At 48.0% G+C, this 22,898-nt stretch carries 16 protein-coding genes and 1 pseudogene; 12 read left to right on the forward strand and 5 right to left on the reverse strand.

From position 1 onward, the window contains the following. The 3 genes from A3751_RS14085 to A3751_RS14095 form a co-directional block, all read right to left on the reverse strand. Positions 1-560 (reverse strand): outer membrane beta-barrel domain-containing protein (locus A3751_RS14085; RefSeq protein ID WP_068457200.1); only part of this gene is annotated, 560 nt, incomplete at its 3' end. Then, on the reverse strand, positions 530-1,312 hold the full coding sequence (locus A3751_RS14090; RefSeq protein ID WP_197466360.1) for an SH3 domain-containing protein: 783 nt from the start codon (positions 1,310-1,312) through the stop codon (positions 530-532). The genes A3751_RS14085 and A3751_RS14090, both read right to left, overlap by 31 nt. A gap of 10 nt (positions 1,313-1,322) precedes the next feature. Then, positions 1,323-4,082 carry a PD40 domain-containing protein gene (locus A3751_RS14095; protein WP_082863273.1) on the reverse strand — a complete coding sequence of 920 codons (2,760 nt, stop codon included), beginning with the start codon at positions 4,080-4,082 and terminating at the stop codon, positions 1,323-1,325. Between the two features lie 283 nt (positions 4,083-4,365). On the opposite strand from A3751_RS14095, the gene A3751_RS14100 reads away from it, so the two are divergent. From A3751_RS14100 to A3751_RS14110, 3 genes are read left to right on the forward strand one after another with little or no spacing between them, the layout of a single operon-like run. Continuing rightward, positions 4,366-5,532, forward strand: a complete 1,167-nt coding sequence (locus A3751_RS14100) for a hypothetical protein (RefSeq protein ID WP_231871945.1) — start codon at positions 4,366-4,368, stop codon at positions 5,530-5,532. 3 nt (positions 5,533-5,535) lie between these two features. Next, positions 5,536-8,052 (forward strand): LamG domain-containing protein, encoded by a 2,517-nt coding sequence (locus A3751_RS14105; protein WP_068457203.1) that lies wholly within the window; start codon positions 5,536-5,538, stop codon positions 8,050-8,052. A 27-nt stretch (positions 8,053-8,079) separates the two neighbouring features. Continuing rightward, positions 8,080-9,672, forward strand: coding sequence for a general secretion pathway protein GspF (locus tag A3751_RS14110; protein WP_068457207.1), 1,593 nt, complete (start codon positions 8,080-8,082; stop codon positions 9,670-9,672). Between the two features lie 11 nt (positions 9,673-9,683). Here A3751_RS14110 and A3751_RS14115 read toward each other — a convergent pair whose 3' ends face one another. Then, positions 9,684-10,820 (reverse strand): FAD:protein FMN transferase, encoded by a 1,137-nt coding sequence (locus tag A3751_RS14115; protein WP_231876898.1) that lies wholly within the window; start codon positions 10,818-10,820, stop codon positions 9,684-9,686. Positions 10,821-11,693: 873 nt separating this feature from the next. Between A3751_RS14115 and A3751_RS14120 the strand changes: the two genes are divergently transcribed. Together A3751_RS14120 and A3751_RS14125 are read left to right on the forward strand one after the other, a co-directional pair. Next, positions 11,694-12,125, forward strand: coding sequence for a hypothetical protein (locus A3751_RS14120; protein ID WP_068457209.1), 432 nt, complete (start codon positions 11,694-11,696; stop codon positions 12,123-12,125). A gap of 344 nt (positions 12,126-12,469) precedes the next feature. Further along, on the forward strand, positions 12,470-13,723 hold the full coding sequence (locus A3751_RS14125) for an HD-GYP domain-containing protein (protein WP_068457212.1): 1,254 nt from the start codon (positions 12,470-12,472) through the stop codon (positions 13,721-13,723). A gap of 87 nt (positions 13,724-13,810) precedes the next feature. Here A3751_RS14125 and A3751_RS14130 read toward each other — a convergent pair whose 3' ends face one another. Beyond that, a complete protein-coding gene (locus A3751_RS14130) occupies positions 13,811-14,815 on the reverse strand; it encodes a succinylglutamate desuccinylase/aspartoacylase family protein (protein ID WP_068457213.1) in 1,005 nt (334 codons plus the stop codon). Positions 14,816-15,147: 332 nt separating this feature from the next. Here A3751_RS14130 and A3751_RS14135 point away from each other — a divergent pair. The 7 genes and pseudogenes from A3751_RS14135 to A3751_RS14160 all read left to right on the forward strand — a co-directional run. Then, positions 15,148-16,071, forward strand: a pseudogene (locus A3751_RS14135) (RimK family alpha-L-glutamate ligase); the annotation flags it as partial. After that, complete coding sequence (locus A3751_RS23590) at positions 16,048-16,371, forward strand: cation:proton antiporter regulatory subunit (RefSeq protein ID WP_369819980.1); 324 nt, start codon at positions 16,048-16,050, stop codon at positions 16,369-16,371. The pseudogene A3751_RS14135 and the gene A3751_RS23590, both read left to right, overlap by 24 nt. A gap of 118 nt (positions 16,372-16,489) precedes the next feature. Continuing rightward, positions 16,490-17,062 carry a hypothetical protein gene (locus tag A3751_RS14140; protein ID WP_156492473.1) on the forward strand — a complete coding sequence of 191 codons (573 nt, stop codon included), beginning with the start codon at positions 16,490-16,492 and terminating at the stop codon, positions 17,060-17,062. A 92-nt stretch (positions 17,063-17,154) separates the two neighbouring features. Then, on the forward strand, positions 17,155-17,910 hold the full coding sequence (locus tag A3751_RS14145; protein WP_068457224.1) for a glutathione S-transferase N-terminal domain-containing protein: 756 nt from the start codon (positions 17,155-17,157) through the stop codon (positions 17,908-17,910). A gap of 106 nt (positions 17,911-18,016) precedes the next feature. Beyond that, on the forward strand, positions 18,017-21,472 hold the full coding sequence (mfd, locus tag A3751_RS14150; protein ID WP_068457227.1) for a transcription-repair coupling factor: 3,456 nt from the start codon (positions 18,017-18,019) through the stop codon (positions 21,470-21,472). Positions 21,473-21,490: 18 nt separating this feature from the next. After that, a complete protein-coding gene (locus A3751_RS14155; protein ID WP_197466361.1) occupies positions 21,491-22,336 on the forward strand; it encodes a CsiV family protein in 846 nt (281 codons plus the stop codon). Then, entirely contained in the window at positions 22,333-22,788 is a 456-nt protein-coding gene (locus A3751_RS14160; RefSeq protein ID WP_068457233.1) for a YaiI/YqxD family protein, read from the forward strand. The genes A3751_RS14155 and A3751_RS14160 overlap by 4 nt, the downstream gene beginning before the upstream one ends. Positions 22,789-22,898 lie beyond the last annotated feature (110 nt).

The following is a 22,898-nucleotide window of genomic DNA, read 5'->3' on the forward strand; positions in this document are numbered from 1 at the left end:
ACTGCGTCATTGAGTATCACTTGGTAGCCCGCACCAAACGTCGCAGTAAATCGATTATCTCCCGCGAAATCCGTTGCCCCAGCACCTGCTAGTAAATAAAAATTCGAATTAAAAGCGTAGGTTTTGTCCGAAAACCAACTCTTAAAAAAGGCTTCTCCTGGGAAGAGGTTGTACCCAAAACCAAGATTGTAAAAGCGGTACTCGCGCTCGGCATCAGACAACAAACGCGTGTTACCGGACAGTTTTTCAAAACTGGTCTCTCCCCCTTCAGCAAATCCAATGTTGCTTTCGAGAAAAAATAGTTCACTTAGGTGATAAGCGAGCCTTACTCCATACAACATAGACGTCTCAAAATCTTCGATGTTGATGGTTCCGACAAACAGTCCCGCTTCAAAGTTCTCAGTATCGATAAGGGCTTCATCTACTTTTTGAGGCACGACGTCAGGCTCAATGATTGGTCGCTCGTCATCTGCAAGCGCAAGCAATGAGTTGAACAGTGCAGTCGCCAAAAAACTGCATTTAATGAGCCTTAAAAGAAAACGCTTAATCCTAATTTCCATTCTCTCGCTTCTTCGTTAGATTTCTCTTGAGTAAAAATTTTGTAGTCTTTTACTTCCATGCGCACAAAGTACCGGTTGGTAACATAGAACCGCATGCCGAGGCCGACATTCATCTGAGTCTCTTCGGTGTTCTCGGGCTGAATAAATGTTTCTTTCGGTTTCACATAAGCCTCACCTGCTCCAAGGGAAAAGAACGGTGAGTAGCGCCAGTGTGGAAAAGGTTGATGGAGTATATTCAAACTCAAGATTCGTACCTCAGAGAAGTCCCCTAATACTTGCGAACCCCACAATTCCGCAGAAAGGTTTTCGGTCATCCAGTAGCCTAAATAAGCGGCTGTAACTGGAAAGCTGTCGAACTCCCCCATTAAAAGACCGCCTTCCCATCGCCGCGTTTTAAAGTCATCAAAACGGGGGGCTGTGATGTCGACGGCTTCACCACTCACGTCATGGGTCAGTAAGATATCTTCGATATGCACCCAACCCTGACGTTGCCGACCATCCTTTACCTGTATCCAGCTCGTCTTGCGTCGCAAGATCGTAAGCCACTCATCTTGTTCAGCGGTATGAACGACCGGGTATACGTCCGCAGGACCGGTGCGCATCTCGATGAACGGCTCAACCACCTGCACCAGCTGCGGCGCTTGCTCTTCGCCATCCCATGACCACCAGTCGGCAAACGCTGACTGCGAAATAAAGACCAAAGACGTCAGCTTTAAGACGTTAAGGAAACACTTTATTGCTTGGTCCTTCAAACTCTCAATCCTAGTTAAATGGTGCTTTGAAAGGGTCATTCCAATACTGTGCACCGATATCCAGCCACTCTGAGATTAACCTTAGTTCAGCTTCGCTAAGATAGCCGGCATGCGCACCGCCTGCTCCAAAAACATCCATAAAATCTGAACTCGACTTGGCGCCTGCTGTGCGCATGGTCGGTTGAACCGGTACTGTCTCAAATATCTCAATCGGATCACCGGCAACGTCCAAAATGAGTTCTCCATCCTCGTCACGTTCAAACTCTCCCGTGGCAACAAGGATGGGCTGGAGAATCTCGTTATCAAGCTCTTGTTCGACCGTTGTAAACAACAAGTTACGGTAAGAGGTGAAGTGATCGGGTTGATCTGTAGAGGGGTCGTTACTTAAGTCGAGCTGTTCAATGGGGACTATTGGGTCGCCAGCCGCGTCCTCGTTGTTGTGACACGAAGTACATGTGTTATCTGAAAGAACCGTAACGCCATCCATCGCAAACGTGCGACGGTCGAAGTCCCAAAGAGGTTGGATGTGCTCTGGATAGTTGATCACGACGCGGCACACGCTCTGCCACTCAGTCGCGCATGCAGGCGAGCTTAATGGGGCATTTGTGTTTAAATCGCCATACAAGAGCTCATAACTCGCTGCCTTTGGAGTGACCGCTGGATTCGTCCACTCATCGACGAAGCTGATGTCGGGATTGAGCGAGCGAAGCCCGTTTATCCGCGCATATACTTCGGCCATGGTTTCGCCCGCGTCCGCAAATAAGGCCGGCTCGGTATTGGGGAATGGTGATCCGGTCGTCAATGCGCCACCATTAATACTGTCTGGTCCTACATTGCTCCGACCATGCGGAACTGTGCTTGCTCCAGTATGGCAACCTTTGCACTCTCGCGTTTCTCCTGGTCGAACACTTAGCCAGTTTTGGTGGCGCTCAGAGCCGACCAATCTTTGACCTAGATAGTCAACCAAACTGAGCGCTAACGACACATTTGCTGGCACAGCAACTTTGACTGAGCCATCGGGCTCAACGGGAACGTAACCCAAAATCTCTCGCATTAACTGCGCCCGAGATCGACCATATGCAGAGTTATCGATGTCTCGCACATAATCCGGAGGTATAGAAGCAGCCTTCTCAACTCTAAGAAACTGGACAGGCCGTGTTGCAGGGGGTGTTTGAACTGGGTCTGCAAGTGCCGCGATACCGGAAGTGCTGGTATCAGCTCCATCAATGTCGTAAACGCTTCGTATATGCAGAACGCCAAACCCGTCATCCGCAAGCACTTGTTCGTCGGCATCGAGCATTAAATCGGGGATGAACATTGGCCGAGAGCGCGATGCGACAATAACCGCATCTGTAAACTCTTGACCTTCTTCAGGCAACACAATGGGTAATTGCGTGTCACCATCGACAATCCATAAGCCGTAAAGTGGCGGAGCCGGTTCGTAATTAATGTCATCGGCGAGCTTCGCATCAGTGCACGGCTCTGAGGGATTCTCATTTAGTTGATCTAAAGGAGCGTCAGGCGCTAATGCGCGCCTAACCCGACAAGCTGACCAGCTAGCAAGCAGCCTCCCGGTATTATCGTATAACGGAAACACCGAGCCATAATTGCCATTAATGCTCAGCTCACCCGACGAATCAATGCCGTCGATTAGTGCCGTCTGGCCGTCACCAGCGGTGCCGTCGGTGCGCAAATTGAATTCAACGTGCCCTTCAATATCGATTTCTGTTGGTACCGCACTCAGCGTCTCTGATTGAAACTCGCGTAGCTCTACAATGATATTCCCAGCATCTGATTCAATTGGTCTCGCATACTGAACCGTGCCCGAGTCAGCATTTGAAACCGCGCTTGCATCATGAGAATGCCGGCCGTATAAGTAGTTAAGTTCCGAACCATCTGGGTTCACTTCGTACAGATTCATCCCATTGTTTCGAGTTTGGCCGGCATTATCCCATCGAGAAAAAACTACCTTACCATTTGCCATGACAACGGGGTTTAGGTCATGGCTTTGGTTGTAGGTAATTTGATCAATATCATCACCCTCTAATGTCATCACATGAAGGTTAAATGCCTCAAAATCTAACTCTTCATCAATACGAGAAAACTGAGGCTTGCCTTCGTCGAGTAAAATTGCTTTGCTTGTTTGTTGTCGCGTTGATGCGAAGACCAATCTGTCGTCTGCCAGAAAAGCCGGTGTAATATCATGCCCTGAAGCGGCGGTAGCATCCGACTGGATGACGCGATCTAAGGTGCAGGTTTCAAAATCAAACACGAAGATATCCCACTTTGGTTGATCTTCTTCGTCAGCACCTTCGATTTCGGGCGCGCGCATCGTAAAAGCGAGCTTTGTACCATCATAGGAAACAGTTAAATCTTTAACGTCATAAAGCAATGCACCGTCATCATTCAGAAATGCGCTGTCGGAAAATACTGCACTTGTTACGTCAACTGCCTGTGCACTTGGCAGCGCACTTCCCTTGATAAATAGCCGTCCGCCGGGCCGGAATTCTTGAGGTTCTCGAAGGTCATCTGCCAATAACATTTCAGGGTTGTTGTCATCGTATTGCAATGGGCGCTTAACAAATGCAACCGCGCCTTCCTCGACAAGTGGGCAAAAAGCGATGTTGCTACCAGAACTCGTTCCGACACCACATGCACTCAAAAGCGCAAGTAAAACGCCAAGCGCAACCAAGCGAACACCAGCATTGACTCGCGCTAGGTTAATAAATGTTAAATCCGAGTCGTTCACTTTTGCATTCCACTTCAACATAATCGTGCGCTTATAAGAGCTTGGGCTTAAAGATGTTTTTAAGTATGTGCCCAAAAGATCTTCTCTCCACAGCACTTCGGTAACTCGTCAGTAACGCTATGTAAGCGTGTGAAGTGCCGCTCACTCGCTTCGGAAGTTAGTAACTAGACTGTTTAAAACAACACGATAAGGACCGCTTTGGTTCTTGATCATGGGTAGTATGAGGATCAGCATCATGAAGGTCTCTGAGAGAATCTTCAAACCTATAAAGAGAACATTACCAGCTTTTATAGCTTCAGCCGTTATGATGAGTATTAGTGTCATGACGATCGCAGGCGATAGAGAGCAAGCAAAACGTCTCCATGAACGTATCGCAGGGGTTCCACCTTCCGCGAGTGATTTGGACTACATGGCGACGCAGATCGGCTCAGGAAATGCTGACCTTGCAGCTGAACGCGCTCTAGAGCACAAGAGCTTCTACAATGTCACGCTTAAAAACTTTGCCGCGCCTTGGACCAATGAGGCGATGGACAATGCAGTCCCTCTAAATGACTACACCGCGACCGTCATCGGGCTCGTACTTGAAGAGCGAGACTTTAGAACAGTACTCTACGACAACGTTGTTTATGTGGGTGATGCGAGTCTCGGGCTGACACCCTACTCTAATACGGATAATGATCACTACGAAGAGCTTGAGGCAAGCGATGCGAGCTTAAAAGACTTTCTGGTTCGTACAACTCAATCGAGCGTTAACGGTCTACCTAGCGATGCGACCGCGGGCGTAATGACTACGAGAGCTGCCGCACAAGCATATTTCAGCGGTGGGACAAACAGAGCAATGTTCCGATTCACAATGCTGCACCACTTGTGCAATGACTTGGAGCAAGTGAACGACACCACTCGCCCTCCTGATCGAATCCGACAAGATGTTTCACGCAGCCCTGGTGGCGATAGCAAAATCTTCTTGAATAATTGTATTGGTTGCCATGCCGGAATGGACCCGATGTCTCAATCATTCGCTTACTACGATTATGAATACGACGCAGCGACAGACCCGAACGGCCTATTTGGACGGATGGTGTACAACGCAGTGGGCAGTGTTGATGCGGAAACGGGAGAGCGCGTTCAAGGTAAGTATCGAATTAATTCAACAACGTTCGAATACGGTTATGTTACATCGACTGACCAATGGGATAACTATTGGCGCGAGGGGCAGAACAGCATTCTCGGTTGGGATGCAGGGCTTAGCGGAACCGGCATGGGTGCTAAATCAATGGGACAAGAACTTGCCCACTCTGAAGCGTTCGCCCAGTGCCAAGTGAAGAAGGTATTTGAAAATGTGTGCTTACGACCACCGTCTGACACGGCAGATCGAAATCAAGTCGATTCCATGGTTAATTCATTTAAGTCGAGCGGCTACAAGTTAAAGCAAGTGTTTGCTGAATCCGCTGTCTACTGCATGGGGCCTTAAGCTATGACCCATCTACGCGTTAGTACAATCAACAAATCTCGCCTTGTCAGCCACACTCATGTGAATGGTAAAGCACTTTTCGCCACGCTGTTTTTCGCACTGTTAGCAGGCTGCGGTTCGGGCGAATCTACTCTTGAAAACCCGAATACCTTTACCGTACAAAGCGCCAATTATGACGGTCCTGCACCGTCGACGACTGACGTGCAAAATTTTAAGCTCAATGTCTGGGATAACTTGGTAAGCAGTAATCGATGCGGAGCGTGTCATGGCGCCGGCGGGCAATCTCCGACCTTCGTGAGAGACGATGACATTAATCTCGCTTATGGCGCGGCAAATACTATCGTAAACCTTGCCGACGCGGCGACCTCATTAATGGTCACAAAAGTAGGTGGCGGACACAACTGCTGGCTCGCAAGCGATAGCGCCTGCGCTGATACGCTTACAAGCTACATAGAAAACTGGGCTGGGGGTTCTGCCAGCGCGCAAACTGAGATCGTGCTGCGCGCTCCACAAATAAAAGACCCAGGGCAAACAAAGACATTCCCAGCTGATAGCTCTGGCTTTACTGGTGTTCATGCGTTGCTCGAAACCTACTGCAGTAATTGCCATGTTGAAGGACAGCAAACTCCCTTTATTGGCAGTAGCGATATTGACGTCTCCTATGCTGCTGCGCAATCGCGAATCAATCTGGAAACGCCCTCCGCATCAAGGCTAGTTCAACGCTTAAGAACCGAATTTCACAACTGCTGGAATGGTGATTGCACAACATCATCCAACGAGATGGAAACGGCTATCGACAATTTTGCGAGCAGTGTACCAAGAAACGATATTGACTCAAATCTACAAACCAGTAAGGCGCTTGCACTCATCGAGGATGGAATAGCCGCAAATACTGGAGGCCGCATAGAAGATAACGTGATCGCGCAGTTTGAATTCAAAACTGGTGAAGGTGCCGTTGCTTACGACACAAGCGGAATCGAACCCGCTTTGAATTTGACTCTCAGCGGCAATGTCGAATGGGTAGGCGGCTGGGGTCTGCGTTTTGGTTCAGCGTATACCGATGAAGACACCAACATCAACGTGCCTAATGGCAAAGCACAAGCCACTACCACCTCGAGTCGCAAACTGCATAGCCTGATTACCGCGACCAATGAATACAGCATAGAAGCCTGGGTTATTCCAAATAATGTCACGCAAGAAAACGCGCGGATTGTAAGTTACTCGGGCTCCGAAACTTCACGTAATGTTGCGCTTGGGCAGACCCTATACAACTACGACGTTTTGCAGCGCAGCAGCACAACAAACCAAAACGAAGCCTTTTCGACGGCTGATGAAGATGAACGTCTACAAGCAACCCAGCAACATGTTGTCGTGACTTTCAATCCCGGAGAGGGACGCAAAATCTATGTGAACGGAGAATATACACAAGATCTTGACCCTGAGGATGCCGGGCAATTGAGCGACTGGGATGACAGCTTTGCGTTTGTTCTTGGGAATGAAACGGACGGAAACTCATTGTGGCAGGGCTCTCTCCGCATGGTTGCAGTGCACAACAGAGCGCTTACAGCAGAGCAGATTCAACAGAACTATGAAGTTGGTGTTGGTGAGAAATTCTTCTTACTTTTTAGCATTTCTCATTTGATCGGCGTAGACGACGCGTTCATCGTTTTTGAGGTAAGCCAGTTCGACGAATACAGTTATTTATTCGTCGAACCGTTCTTTACTAGCTTAGACCCTGAGGTCTCGCTGCCAAACATCAATATAGATGGCATGCGTATTGGTATTAACGCGAAAGAGGCGCCTGTTGGGCAGGCGTTTGAGAGATTGAGCGTCTATTTAAACGATGCCGACTACATAAATGGCCGTCAGACATTATCGACCATCGGTACCATCATTCCCTTAGAGTTGGGCCCGGAGAGCGACGAGTTCTTTTTGAGCTTTGAAGATATTAACGGGAATGCAAATGCGTTTTCTCAACCGGCTGTCCCTAGCCCTGCCACGCCTTCAGACCTGCCTACGTCTCCTGACATTGGCCTAAAAACCTTTGATGAGATAAATGCAACGATGTCGGCGGTTACAACGGTACCGCTTACAACCTCAAACGTAGAGGCAACATTCACGACTGTGCGTCAACAAATGCCTACCACTGAAAGCATCGACGGTTTTGTATCAGCACATCAGATGGCAATCACGCAGCTTGCGATTCAGTATTGTGACGCCTTGGTCGAAAGTACCAGCCTGCGCAGTAGCTACTTCCCCAGTTTTGACTTTAGTGCTGCGGCTAACGTGGCGTTCGATACCCCCACCAAGCGTAGCTATATTTTCGATCCCCTACTCAGCAACATGGTGGGTGAAACACTAACCTCCCAACCATCTGACACGGACATTGAAGATGAGCTCAATGATCTGGTGGATATTCTGACGTCTTGTGGCGGTTCATGCGCAAGCGATCGAACAGAAACTATAGTCAAAGCAAGCTGTGCAGCCGTTCTCGGTAGTGCCGTCATACTCGTGCAATAGCGACCATCACGTGATTAGGAGAAAAACATGTTAATTAAGACTGCACGAAAAAAAGCGCAAGACCTAGACAGCCCTTTGTTTCATAGCGATCACAGCAGGCCTCGCACACGCAGAGAGTTTATATCTCAGGGTTTTATGGCCGGAGGCGCTGCCGTGGTTGGCACATCCGCATTGAGCTTGTTTGCTAACCCTAACAAGGCATATGGTGCGTTGTCGTCAGACTTAGAAGCACTCAAAGCGTCATGTGGCATTGCAACGCAGGGGGCCGGAAAGATCCCCTTTATTTGTTTTGATCTAGCAGGGGGCGCCAATATTGCTGGATCAAACGTATTGGTCGGACGACAAGGAGGCCAGCAAGATTTCCTATCGACCGCAGGATATAGCAAGCTCGGTTTGCCTGCCGATATGATTCCTGGCGCGCCAAATATGAATACGGCGTCGGGCACTCACGTTAACGAAGATTTGGGAATTGCTTTCCATTCTGACAGCGCTTTTTTAAGGGGTATCCAAGAGAAAGCGTCGGCAGGCACCCAAGCGAATATCAATGGTGCGGTGATTCCGGCCCGCTCTGAGAATGACACCGGGAATAATCCACACAACCCAATGTATGGAATCTACAAAGCAGGCGCTGATGGCTCACTGCTGAGCCTGATCGGCTCCCGAAACTCTGATTCGGGCGGTAATTCAATGTCGCCAATGGATCTTATGGATAGCTCAGTTCGACCAACCAAAGTTGACCGACCAAGCGATGTCAGCGGGTTGGTTGATGTGGGTGACCTTGTAGGTCTATTGGATCAAAGCGATGCTGTTGCGGTAATGGAGTCGATACAACGCATTAGTGATCAGAAGATGAATCAGGTTAACGCTTACAGCGACATTACGGCGAATGACGTAGTGAAGGATTTGGTGCGTTGCGGATATGTAAAAAGCGCTGATATTGCGGATCGTTTTGGCAACCCTAGCACCCTAGATCCGGCTGCAGATACTGATATTGTCGGCCCAGGGGGAATCTTCTCAACAGCTGAATTTAACAGTGATAGTGAATTCCGTAAAACAGCATCGGTAATGAAGCTTGTCGTGAATGGTTTTGCGGGAGCCGGAACGGTCACCATGGGTGGTTTCGACTATCACACCGGTGAGCGAGGTACGGGTGAGCGACGTGATTTACGCGCTGGGCGTTGTATGGGGGCTTGTCTTGAGTATGCGGCGCGCATTGGTGTACCGCTGATGATTTACGTTTGCTCTGATGGGTCTGTGGCAAGTAATGGACGCATCGATAATAGCGTTGATGGCGCAGGCAAAGGCGAGTGGACGGGAGACAACCAATCTACAGCTGCGTCGTTTTACTTGGTATACAATCCAGGCTCTCGCCCGGTAGCAATCCGAAATCAAATTGGTTATATGCGTTCAGATGCTTCAGTTGAAACAGCCGCAACACCTGCAGCGAACAATGTTAACTTGCTTGTTCAGACAGTGCTGTTGAACTATATGGCGTTGCATGGCGAACAAGGGAGCTTTGGAACCACGTTTGCAGGGCACGGGCTTGGGAACAGCACTCTGCAAGACAGCCTTATTGGATTTAGCCAGTTAAGTTCCATATCCGGCGGGGTCATTGTATAGGTTGGTGTGCGTTACTTTGAAGGTGAGGTCAAATCGCTTGAGTAATGCATTCTCCGATGCTCATCCAAAATAATAACATCGATACCAGGCATGCTATTAATCAATGCAAGGCCTTTGTCTAAGCCAAGAATAAACACAGCCGTCGAAAGCGCGTCTGTTTGCGTTGCGTGTTCACCGAGAATAGTCACGCTTTGAATGCCCTTTGCAGGCTTGCCGGTTTTTGGCGAAAGAATATGATGTACTCGCGTCCCCTCTTCGTTTACGAAAAAACGCTCGTAATCACCAGACGTTGAAATCGCAACGTTTTCTAACGGTAATACCACTGCATTGTCGCTTTTTACACGTGGGTCGCGTATTCCCACCACCCAAGGCTTGCCCCGTTTGTCTCCAAGCAGTCGCATATCACCGCCAGCGCTGACTCTGGCGTTTTTAACGCCAGCCTGCTTCAATATTTCAACAGCGCGATCGACCGAATAACCTTTCGCAATACCTCCCAAGTCCAACCGCATCGTCTTGCTTTGTAAAGACACGGTTTTTGATAGTTCATCGAGTGTAATCTTTCGATAGTCCACACTGTCGATTGATGCGCTTAACATCGCTTCGGTCGGTTGTACGTTCCTGCGGAAGTCATAAAGGTAGCCAACCGATGCGAAGCTGATATCAAATGCTCCATCAGTCAACTGGCTTACCTTTTGTGCTTCGAATAACACAGCAAACAGGCCATCAGAAACACGGACCGGCGCAATTGCGGCATTCGTGTTCACGAAAGACAGCTCAGAGTCTTCGTTATATCGGTTCATGGTTCGATCGATCTCATCAAAGCTAGCAAACACTCGATCGGCAATCGGCTTCGCCTTAGATGGATCCTCGAACCAAAACACGAGCTCGATACGGGTCGTCATGGCTGTGTGCGAAAACTCAGACCAACCCGCATCTTCTGACGCTTGGCTTAGCGTCGAACTAGTCAGCACGAAGAAGGCAATGAGATAAGCTGAAAACTTTATTTGAAGAAACATAATCTTACTCGATAAGCTCAAACGATACGTCAAGGCCGTGTGCATGAGCGCTTTCGTTGAAGCGTCATTGATATTAAAAGTCGTTGCGTTGAAAAGTCGTGGGTAAGCACTTTTCCAAGAAATAAAACCCATACATTGTCAGCTCTTACTTCCAACTTGTGCGTTCGCTAGCCAAATATCTCGATACTCGCGGTTAGCACACATACAGACCGGAGTGCCTGTTCGAAACTTCTTGATGCTAAGCCCGTAAGCTAAGCCCACAAGCTAAGCCCAGAAGATAAGCTCCAAGAAAAACCCTGAAGATAAGTTGCGCTGTATGGTTGCGATCACATGTTACTGTTCAATCTCACCTCGCCAAAGACACGCACCTATATCCGTCGATTATGTTGAGCCTCTTAACGATTATAAACCGCATTAAAAGCCAGGCAACCGGCAATGACTTATCAAGGCTCTAAGCATACATACGCTCTTTCGTCTTACCGCCGAATGTTGATAGTACGGACATTCGCTGCCTTACTTTCAACTCGAGACGCGGGTTTTCGAACATGAACGACAAAGGATTCTCGCGCACGCTAACTCATATTAGCAACTACCACAGCTCGTAACTCGATTGTGCTAGGTACGATTCTAAGCCTTAGACCGTTAAAGCGCGATAACCGTATCTTGGACAAAAGATAAAGTCCGGGCAAGATCGCCAGTTGCCCGCAGAAAACGAGAGACAAAGAGCAGCACAAAACCTCCCCTGTTTTGGTCGATCCAGATTGATGCCTCAGAATTCAGCGCTCTTACCGATAAGATAATATGTATTGCATTGATGTTCGTTAAGCACGCTTTGTTCGATGCGACTTCTTTGATGCGACTTATTCGAACTGCCCTTGGCTATGCACGTCATCCCAACTCTATTTTGCAAAACAGCCGATACGTTTCTTGCAGCATCTGTTTTATCGCCTATAAGTATACGCACTAATAATATGGCTTAATTCAATAAGCCTTGAGGAGGCATAGATGACATTAAAATTCAAACATACAGCGTTAGCAGTGGCAGTAGCGTGCACCTCTGTTCCTGCGCTCGCCGATATAAATATTAATGGCTTCGCTTCAGTTGGCGGTGGCTTTTATAGTGCATCCGATACTGTTCTAGCCATGAACTCTGCAAAAGAACAGTCGCTTGCAACAGAGCAACAAGCGGTAGAAACCGGTGATGCGCTCAACCAAATTAAGTCAAAGATCGAAGACGTGAACGGCATGAGTCTAACGATTGCATCAGCGACCGAAGAGCAAAGCATTGTGGTAAATAGCGTGAGCGAAATAATCAACAGTATGTATGACTCGGCCGAAACAACGGATTCTGCGTTCAAAAAAGTGGCTGCGGTCGCGGACGACTTATTATCTACTTCGAAGTCTCTGAATGATGCGACATCTCAATTTAAATTGTAATTTAGACCATCACCTCAGATCTATTCTCAGAGTGAAAGCGTGGTCTATGCGCTTGCTTTTTACGCTCAAGCGCATCGCTACCTGCGCTTCGTTACCTACACTTCCGAACACGTATCAAGCCCCATACGATTAATTGGCGATACTCATACACCCGCCGTTAGATTGTATAATCAAACGTAGCGCTCTAGCGTTAACCCAGAGATTCTTGATACCGTGTGTCGTATTCGTTTGTTTAGCGCTTCTTATCAATCGTAGCTATTAAAATATTAACCCGTTAAAAGTAGATACGGTGCTTGGCGGTCTCGCCCCCTAACCAACTAACAATGGACAAGTGATAACGCGAAATGACAAAAGTTTTGGTCGAAATTCCGGTAACTCAGCTCACACCGGGCATGTACATCGCAAAATTGGATTGTCCTTGGGAGGATTCGCCGTTTATCTACCAAGGCTTTTATGTCTACGACCAACAAGACATTCAAGAGATTCAAAGTGTCTGCAAAACGGTCTTTATTCAAGCAAAGAAAGAGTTTGTCACTGAGCTAAAAACGGTTGAGTTGCCGAAAGGCAAAACACGAGTACATAAAGTACAAAAAGAAAAAATCACCTACGTTAATAAGCTACCAGCACATCGAGAGTTAGAGCGGGCTGCAGTTGCTTACAAAGACTCAAAGCACATGATCAACAACATCATGCTTTCTGTAAGGCTCGGTAAGACTTTCGATATGAAAGATGTGACCGAGACGGTTCAAGACGTGGTTGACAGCATTTTAAGAAATCCTGAGGCAATGCGTTGGTTATCGCTCATTAAGAATGCGGATGAGTATACTGCAGAGCATTGTTTGCGTGTTTGTGTATTATCCGTCTCTCTTGGTCGTTTAATAGGGCTTGCGGAATATGAATTAGAAGAGTTGGGCGTTTGTGGTTTTTTACATGACGTCGGCAAGGCAAAAATACCGGACAGCATACTTAACAAACCCGGACGGTTTACCGACGAAGAGTTCGAGATCATGAAATCCCATACAGTGCATGGGAAAAACATTCTCATCAGTCAAAAAGGCGTGCCTGCCTCCGCGATCGATGCCGCGCATGCGCACCATGAACGGCCCGATGGACTAGGATATCCAAGACGTCTTTCAAGTCATCAAATTACACAGTTTTCGAGCATTGTGTCGATAGTCGATGCATACGATGCCATCACATCGAAACGCGTTTACAAAAAGGCCCGCTCTTCGATTGAAGCACTGCGTATTATCTACGATGGTAAGGGGACATGTTTTGATGAGGCGCTTGCTGAGCGCTTCATTGCGATGATTGGCATCTACCCCAACGGCCATATTGCTGAGCTGACCACCGGAGAAGTCGGTATTATAGTGCGCTCGAACAATGTTAACCGTTTAAAGCCCAAAGTACTTGTCGTTCGGGATGCCAAAGGTCAGGCGTGTCGAGAGCGCATCATTGATCTTGCCGCAGATCCTAAAGACGCCGACGGAAGACCTGTCTTAATCAAAGATCTTTACCCTAACGGCGCCTTTAACATCGATCTATCGACATACCTAAAGCGTGGCCTTAGGCTCTCAGAGGAGCCCGACGAAGCTTAGAATAGTTAAGTACTTAAGTACCTTTAGTATTTGCGAGGTATTTGCGTACGCGGCATCACAGCGTTTGATAACGCAAGCCAAACGCCGCTAATTATTGAAAACCATCTCCATCGCCTCGACACTTGCAACGACCTTTTCCGTTTTCTTAAAGTAGGCTACGTGATAAACGGCCTCTCCCTCATGAACGAGCGGTATATTTTGCTTACCGATAATCACCCCAGTCTCTGACGCTAAAATGTTGCCCTCAATAACGCCAAAAGGATCTTTAATGGATGCAAGAATATCGCCTTCGTTTACCTGATCACCTAAGCGCTTATGATGAACGACGAAGCCACTCTCGGGAGCGCGAAGCCAGCTACTCGTTTGAGCTATATAAGGCACACTTTGTTTAGTTTGTGCCTTTTTGTTTGGTAGCATTTGGAGACTTCGCAGTACGTTCATAATTCCGCGTACACCGGCTTTTATCGACACCTCGTCAAATCGAAGGGCTTCTCCTGCTTCGTATAAAAGTATTTTAACGCCATGATCCACCGCCGCCTCTCTCAGAGAGCCGTCTCGCAAGTCGGAGTTCAAGATAACAGGCACGTTAAACGCCTTTGCCATTTGCAGCGTTACTTCATCATTTATGTTGGCGCGAATCTGCGGAAGATTGCTTCTATGAATTGCACCAGTATGAAGATCGATCCCATAGTCGCACTTACTAACGATCTCATTCAAAAATGTATGCGCTACTCGTGCAGCCAGTGAGCCCCTTTTTGAACCGGGAAAAGATCTATTTAGATCTCGTCGATCGGGAAGGTAACGCGTCTGATTGACCACACCGTAAGGGTTCACGAAAGGAACGCAAATCAACGTGCCGCGGATACTCTTGATATTGGTGTGATTAATAATGCGACTGATGATTTCAACGCCGTTTAGCTCATCGCCATGAATCGCCGCACTGATAAAAAGCGTTGGACCGTCCATTCTCCCGCGGCGAACAAATACGGGTATTTTCGCCTCGCTTGAGGTGTACAAACTCACTAAGGGGAGCTCAAGCTTGTAGCTCTTTCCCTTTTCTATTTCTTGACCGCCAATAATAAGGCTATCCATTATAAAACTCCTAATTGCAAAGAACGTGTTTGCTCGTAACTGGCTTTCATTGCTCGCTCTTGCTGGAGTATTTCTGCTATGTTCAGCTGCAGATTCGAGTCAACCTCATGATGTTATATCAGCTTTAAAACTTGGCATAGAAATGCTTTTATTAATAAAGAGATTATTTCGATGTGCGCGTTTTTCAGGGCACCCACTGCCCACTAACTTTATCTATGTTGGTGCGATTTTTAGTTGCAACTGTCCCTATACCGGAGCAATGTTATCAACTCGTTCAACGCCTTCCTTACTTGCGCTTAGACGTACCAAATAATCACCAAAGGTAACCTGCTATGAAGCTTGCTATTCTCTCCTGTGGACCAAAGTCTTACAGTACACAGCGTCTGCGCGAAGCAGCAACACAGAGAGGACATAACGTAAAGGTTCTGAATACCCTGAAGTTTGCGATTGACTTGGATCGTGGTAATCCTGATCTTTATTTTCGTCAAAAACAGCTAAGCACCTACGACGCTGTCCTCCCGAGAATAGGTGCCTCCATTACGTATTTTGGAACAGCGGTAGTCAGACAGTTCCAAGAGATGGATGTATTCTGTGCTAACACGGCACATGGTATTGCGAACTCACGCGATAAGCTTCGAAGTTTGCAGCTGTTGAGCCGGCATCATATCGGCATACCTAAGACCACATTTGTACGCGATAAAAAAGATGTTCTTCCGGCAATAGAACGCGTGGGCGGAGCGCCAGTCATTATCAAGCTTATCGAAGGTACTCAAGGTATCGGTGTACTTTTGGCTGAGACTGTGAATATGGCCGAGTCGATTATTGAGTTACTTCAAAGCCAAAAACAAAATGTTCTCATTCAAAAATTTGTTGCCGAAAGTAAGGGCAAAGACATTCGTGCGATCGTGGTGGGTGATCGTGTTGTTGCCGCGATGCGACGAGTCGCTCAGGGGCAAGAGTTTCGGAGCAATGTTCACCGTGGGGGAATTGCCGAGGCCGTTGAGCTCTCACAAGATTATATCGACACCGCGGTTCGCGCGACGCAGATAATGGGGCTGACAGTGGCCGGCGTCGATATGCTCGAAAGCGCGAGTGGCCCTCAGATCATGGAGGTAAATTCTTCGCCTGGGCTTGAAGGTATCGAAACGTGCACCGGCCTTGATGTCGCCGGCGCGATCATCGACTACATCGCGGCACAAGTTGATTTCCCGGAAATCGACGTGCGTCAACGGTTGACCGTTAGTCGTGGCTACGGCGTTGGTGAAATTTACATTCCCGAAGGCTCAAATTTTGTTGGCAAAACCATACTCGAAACACAGCTTCAAGAACAGGACGTGAACGTTCTCACCCTTTACAGGGGAGCAAAAGTGATCCCTAACCCCAGAAAAGACAGGCTACTAGAGCCGGAAGATAAGCTGCTCTGTTTTGGACGCATGGAGGTTATGCGCGGCATGGTACCCGCTAAGACGCGCAAACGTCGTCGACCTAAAGTCATTGATCTACCTGAGAGCGTGAGTGGTCAACCACCCTATTCCGACAACCCTGAACTCAAATAGTGCACAAGACACTGCTAGCGTGCTTTCACTCGAAAAGCGCGCTGCAGTGTGGCAGCATAAGAACTCTCTTAACAGCATAATAATAACGATGTTACGCAAGTTCTTTCTAAGCGCTCTATTGCCACTTATTGTCCTAGGTCTTTCGGCGTGCGCGACGAAATTTGACCGAACGAATATCCAGCCGGGCCAGCGTGTTGATGGGCCAGCCATTTCTCTAGTAGTTCCCACGAGTAAGTCCTGGTTTGCTGTCGATTATGGCACCGGCAGTCGCATTCGGTTGAGCCAACTAAATTTCGACGACAGCTATGTTATTACAGCTGGCGTTAACCGCGGCCCTAGACAGGGCATGTTTCGAAGTTCTCAAGCCCACTTAGAGGCATTATTGAAAGCGAAACGAAAAGAAATTATCCCTGACGGCGTCATCTTGCATGACCATCAAGAATGGGAAGCCCATGAGTATGGCGATTTGTGTGTCGCCTATTCTTCTCATAGCGAGGATTGGCGCGGCCGCAACAACGCCGGGCCTGCGCTTGTTGATACAGTCGGGTTGATTTGCCCTCACCGTCATATTTCGAACATATTGGTAAGCGTTGAAATCGAACGTCGATATGAGGTGGACGGGCCTCGAGTCGACATCGCCACTTTAGCACAGCAATTATTTGCTTCTGTAGAGCATTACGGTGACGAATAAGTGATTGTTGCTCTGCACACTTTTCATTGCCGTTTGCAAACGTATAATGCCTTCATTGCTTTGTTCTAACTTTCCTTGGATCTACTAGACTTATGCGTCATTTCGTTAATATCCTGAACTCAACACTCGCCTCCTCTGTTCGTGGCTGGCGGGGAACATCCAGTACGCATGCACAGCTTCAGCCTGCAGGCACCTTATATCTGTTTGACCGAGAGGGCGACCCTGAGTGCAGACTGGTCAGGGAAGCGTTGACGGGGTTAAATCTAGACGTAATGATCATGCCGTGCCCTATCGGCGGTCGTAATATTCGCCAGCTTCAAAAAGATGCTGGATCAGATCAACTTCCAGCACTTTTTGATTCCAATTCCGACGATCGATTAGTCGGAGCGGAAGCGATTATCTCTCACCTCTACAAGACCTATAAGCAATGCGAAGTACCTCAGAGTATGCGCGTTTCGGCGAAAAAGCTGAGGACTTCACGCATGAGCTCTTTGCTTCGCTTAAACGCGGGATCAAAGGCGCGTGCATCTTCGCCTGCCGCTCAACCGCTGGTGTTATATAGTTTTGAATCTAGTCCGTTTTCTCGAATTGTTCGCGAGTTGTTATGCGAGCTCGAACTTCCATACTTGTTGATCAACCTTGGTAAGCAGCAGCGCGCCGATATGGGACCAGCCAAGCTACGTTTGAACATAGGACCATACGAGCCAATCAAGAACTCAAAACGAGAGGCATTCCACAAGCAACATGGTAACGTACAGGTGCCCTATCTCGAGGATCCGAACACCGGAGCCGCCCTATTTGAATCGGCCGACATCGTAGACTACTTGAAGCGCGAATACGCTCGATAGCCTGCCTTTATTTGGTACATCGTTACCGTTTTTTGGGCGAAGTGTTACGCACTGTTTAATGCAACACTTCGTTTTAGCCCACTAACCTTAAGTATCTGAAGCTTCCATGACAGCGCTCTCTATCCCGAAAGACATATTTTCTAACAACAGCGGCAAAGCAATGCGTGTTTCTTGCATAAAGGAGGGCCTCCCCTTCTTTCTAAGCCAAGTATTGGAAGCCAACAATACCCACTTTAGCTTAGTGATTGCCAAAGATACGCAGCAGGCAAACGCACTCGTAAAGTCACTTCGGTTTTTTATGGGGGAAAAACAAGGCGAGTCGGTATTCCTGCTTCCTGATTGGGAGACGCTTCCTTATGACAGTTTTTCGCCGCATGAAGATATCGTATCAGAACGTTTAAAGACCTTGTCGGCACTCAAGAATATGAATAGCGGCTGTCTTGTTGTTCCGGTATCAACGCTCGTACAGCGGCTTCCGCCCACAGAATTTATTACGGCGAATACTCTTGCAATCAAAATAGGTGAGCGATTCGATGCAAATAGTTATCGTCGTGCACTGGAACAAGTTGGATACCGCCTAGTCGATACCGTTTTCCAGCATGGTGAATATGCCGTGCGCGGATCGATTTTTGATGTCTTTCCAATGGGCTCATCCGAGCCAATTCGCATCGAGCTGTTTGATGATGAAGTCGACAGCCTACGTAGCTTTGACCCGGAAACGCAAAGGTCAAAACAAAAGCACGAAGAGATCACAATGCTTCCTGGCTTCGAGTTTCCCTGGGATAAGGCATCGAGGTTGGCGTTTCGCAATCGGTGGCTAGACACATTTGACGAACGCAGTTTTAGCTCTCCAATTCTTAGAGATATTAAAGACGGTATCAAACCGCACGGTATTGAGTATTACTCACCCTTGTTTTTTGAGCATATGGCGTCACTTTTTGACTACGTGCCATCGAATACGCAAATCATCCATGACGCTACGTTAAACGACTCCCTTGAGCATGTATGGAAGGAAATCAACGAACGCTACGAAGATCACCGTTACGATATACAAAGGCCGATTCTTGCTCCCCATACGCTGTTTCTAGGGTCAGAAGAATGCTTTTCAAGCGTCAACGAGTATGCCCGCATGGAGTTAGATTACGATGGGCAGCGCTCTACCCATGCGCATCATGCGTCGTTATCCACCTTGCCCGATCTCGCCATTGATGATCGCTTGGATATTCCCGCATTTCGTATTCAAGAGTTTGTTCAAAGCTTCGATGGACAGATTGTGGTTGTATCCGAAAGCGCAGGCCGTCGCGAATCTATTCAAGATTTATTCAAAGATCATAATTTATCGTTTCAACAGGCGACGTCTTGGCCCTTAGCGGATGATCGAGGTACTCTCACCTTAACGGTCGGCGCGCTTGAGCATGGATTTATCGCCACTGAGTCAAAGTTAGCAGTCGTTACAGAAACGGAACTATTTGGCCAGATTGTCCGTCAAAACCGTCGCAGATCTTCTACTAGCGACAATCACGACAACTTCATTAAAAGCCTCACCGAGTTACGCATCGGCGCACCTGTCGTCCACATTGATCATGGCGTAGGTCGTTACCGCGGCCTCGAAACCATCAGTGTCGACGGTATGACCGATGAGTTTTTAACGCTCGAGTACGCTGGCGGATCAAAGCTCTACGTGCCAATAGCCTCCTTGAATCTGATATCCCGTTATAGCGGGACGGACGAAGCACTCGCTCCATTACATCGATTAGGTACCGAAAAATGGAGCACTGCCAAACAGAAAGCGCTTGAGAAGATTCGCGATACCGCCGCGGAATTGTTAGAAGTGTATGCCAAACGCGCCGCAAAAGAAGGTTTTAAATACGACCACCCTGGTCAGTCATATAGAGCATTTTGTGCGGGCTTTCCGTTTGAAGAGACGCCTGATCAAGCAACGACGATTAATGCCGTTGTACAAGACATGACGCGCACTCAACCGATGGATCGCCTAGTGTGCGGCGACGTAGGGTTTGGCAAAACGGAAGTGGCGATGCGTGCTGCGTTCATCGCAAGCTACTCTAGCAAGCAAGTCGCAGTATTGGTGCCGACGACACTTCTCGCCCAGCAGCACTACCAAAGTTTTCGTGACCGCTTTGCTGATTCGCCAGTTAATATCGAACTCATCTCTCGCTTTAAGACCGCTAAAGAGCAAGATAAAATCCTCAAGCGCGTTACAGATGGCGACGTAGATATACTCGTCGGTACGCACAAGTTAATTCAAGGTGATATTAAGTTCAAAAACCTCGGCTTGCTGATCATTGACGAGGAGCATCGCTTTGGGGTTCAGCAAAAAGAGAAGCTCAAAGCGTTAAGGGCAGAGGTCGACATTCTGACGCTGACCGCCACCCCAATTCCTCGGACTCTCAACATGGCGATGGGTGGTGTTCGAGACCTATCGATTATTGCAACACCACCGGCAAGACGACTGTCGGTTAAAACGTTCGTCAGACAAAAACAAGATGCGCTTATTCGCGAATCTGTGCTTCGTGAGGTATTACGAGGCGGGCAAGTGTATTACTTGTTTAACGACGTAAAAAATATAGAGAAGGAAGTTGAGTATCTGCAAAAACTTGTTCCCGAAAGCCGGGTGAGTTTTGCGCACGGCCAGATGCGCGAACGTGAACTCGAACAAGCTATGTCGGACTTCTATCATCAGCGCTTTAATGTACTTGTCTGCTCGACCATTATTGAAACGGGCATTGACATACCAAATGCCAATACCATCATCATTGATCGGGCCGATAAATTTGGACTTGCTCAACTTCATCAATTACGAGGTCGCGTTGGACGGTCACATCACCAAGCCTATGCGTATCTCCTCACTCCGGCTGAAAAACGTTTAACACGAGATGCAGAGAAACGGCTTGAGGCAATTTCGGCAGCACAAGACCTCGGTGCCGGGTTCATGCTCGCCACGCATGATTTGGAAATACGCGGCGCCGGTGAATTACTGGGCGAAGAACAGAGCGGGCAGATCCAAAGTGTTGGTTTCTCACTTTACATGGAACTACTAGAACAAGCCGTTCGTTCTCTGCAAGATGGTAGCGAACTTGATCTTGAGGAGAGCATGCATGGCACGGAAGTTAACCTACGCATACCGGCCTTAATTCCTGAAGATTACTTGCCCGATGTACATGCGAGACTTGTTCTCTACAAACGCATTGCAAGCTGTCGTTCGTACAGTGAGTTAAAAGACCTTCAAGTCGAAATGATTGATCGCTTTGGTTTGTTAGCCGAGCCAACGAAGAACCTGCTTCGGCAAGCTGAGCTAAAACTCGACGCTGAAAAGCTAGGAATACTGAAAGTGGATGCGGGGGCAACAAGTGGTAGCTTTGAATTTGGCAAGCAAACTACTGTTGATCCTCTAGCTCTTGTACAATTGGTTCAAAAGGCGCCGCATATCTATCGGCTAGAAGGCGCCAATAGGCTTCGCTTTGAACTTAAGTCGTCAACACCAGATGATAAAATCGAAGAAGTCCGCGAACTTATTAAATCACTGGCGAAGCCAGCCTCATAAAGCCAAAAGGACATGTCGTTGAACGTATTTAGTATTATCAGTCAGCTGTTTAAGGGCTTTGCGGCGATTCTCCTCGCTGCAACGTTGTTGGCTTCATTCGCGTTTGCCGAGGATACCGAGAACCTTTACCAGATTGAGTTTGTGTTGTTTAAACAAGCCACGCCAGACCTTTCAATCCTTGAGTTTGAGAAAGCATCAAACACCGCTCCGCCTGCTGAAGCCTATTTGACTGTTTTCCCGTATCTCGCGGAGCCCTTGTCGCCACTCCAAAGAGTTGGACTGGATGCGCTTTCACAGCTGTCGTTGGCGGGGCAAGCCGATCGACTCAATGAGCAAGGGTATATGGTTTTGAGTCAAGGTGCTTGGCAAGAACAAATAACGAACGATACGCGCTCGCTACCAATCCGTTTGAGTTCCGAAACGCGCCCTTTCGATTGCCCGTTTTGGAGCTGGATTTGCTCCCCCGCCCAGATTGAAGGCGAAGAAGTAAACCTCGAGCAGAAAATCTCAGAGCCCACTGAGGCGTATCTAGGTCAGCTAGTGATTCGACGATCTCGTTACATGCATGCCGAAGTACATATTGATTATTATTTCAAAAAGACCGTGCGATATCGTACGTTGTTAGAATATTTCGAAAAACCCTTCTACGATCGCGCACCAATCAGCGCCTTATTCATTCCTGCGGCTCATACAAAAAGCGAAGGCTCAAGCGATACAACGCTAAGCTCAAGTTTGATCAACGTAAAATCCTTTACCTTTAAGCAAAGCCGAAGGATAAAAAATAGCGAGATTCATTACCTTGACCACCCCTATTTAGGCATGATTATCTCCATTAAACGCATTGAAGCTAGCGAGTCTTTATGACGGCGATATGGGTCGATGCCGACGCTTGTCCAAAACAGATTAAGGAAATCTTATTGAGGGCGTCTAAGCGCACAGGCGTGGAGATCACGTTTGTGGCCAATCATGCGATCCCGATACCACAAGGTTACACCCAGGTGCGAAGTTTGACGGTTTCATCCGGCTTTGACGTGGCAGACGATTTGATAGAGGACCAGGCCGCCATTGGCGATCTCGTGATCACTCAAGATATTCCTCTGGCAGACGCTGTTCTTACAAAAGGAGCAACTGTGATCAATACTCGCGGCCAAGCACTGACCAAAGAGAACATCAAGCAGCGCTTAAATATGCGGGATTTTTTGGAAACGATGCGCGCCAGCGGTGTTCAAAGCGGTGGCCCAAAGCCTTTGGGCCAAAGAGATATTCAAGAATTTGCGAATGTGCTCGATCGCTGGTTAGCGCGCTACAATCGTTAACCCACGTGGTGGTTAATGCTCATTGCGCCTAACGCACCTTAGTCAAGCCTAAGCACGAAGTTTGTCATGAATGCTCAGTGAGCGGTCTATTCTGTGGTCGACGACAAGTA

It is taken from the genome of Oleiphilus sp. HI0080, from assembly GCF_001635135.1.

Excerpts from the sequence above, each read along its gene's own strand:
- A3751_RS14095 (WP_082863273.1), bottom strand. The coding sequence starts at position 4,082 with ATGTTGAAGTGGAATGCAAAAGTGAACGACTCGGATTTAACATTTATT.
- A3751_RS14100 (WP_231871945.1), top strand. The coding sequence starts at position 4,366 with ATGATGAGTATTAGTGTCATGACGATCGCAGGCGATAGAGAGCAAGCA.
- A3751_RS14105 (WP_068457203.1), top strand. The coding sequence starts at position 5,536 with ATGACCCATCTACGCGTTAGTACAATCAACAAATCTCGCCTTGTCAGC.
- A3751_RS14110 (WP_068457207.1), top strand. The coding sequence starts at position 8,080 with ATGTTAATTAAGACTGCACGAAAAAAAGCGCAAGACCTAGACAGCCCT.
- A3751_RS14115 (WP_231876898.1), bottom strand. The coding sequence starts at position 10,820 with ATGGGTTTTATTTCTTGGAAAAGTGCTTACCCACGACTTTTCAACGCA.
- A3751_RS14120 (WP_068457209.1), top strand. The coding sequence starts at position 11,694 with ATGACATTAAAATTCAAACATACAGCGTTAGCAGTGGCAGTAGCGTGC.
- A3751_RS14125 (WP_068457212.1), top strand. The coding sequence starts at position 12,470 with ATGACAAAAGTTTTGGTCGAAATTCCGGTAACTCAGCTCACACCGGGC.
- A3751_RS14130 (WP_068457213.1), bottom strand. The coding sequence starts at position 14,815 with ATGGATAGCCTTATTATTGGCGGTCAAGAAATAGAAAAGGGAAAGAGC.
- A3751_RS14145 (WP_068457224.1), top strand. The coding sequence starts at position 17,155 with ATGCGTCATTTCGTTAATATCCTGAACTCAACACTCGCCTCCTCTGTT.
- mfd (WP_068457227.1), top strand. The coding sequence starts at position 18,017 with ATGACAGCGCTCTCTATCCCGAAAGACATATTTTCTAACAACAGCGGC.
- A3751_RS14160 (WP_068457233.1), top strand. The coding sequence starts at position 22,333 with ATGACGGCGATATGGGTCGATGCCGACGCTTGTCCAAAACAGATTAAG.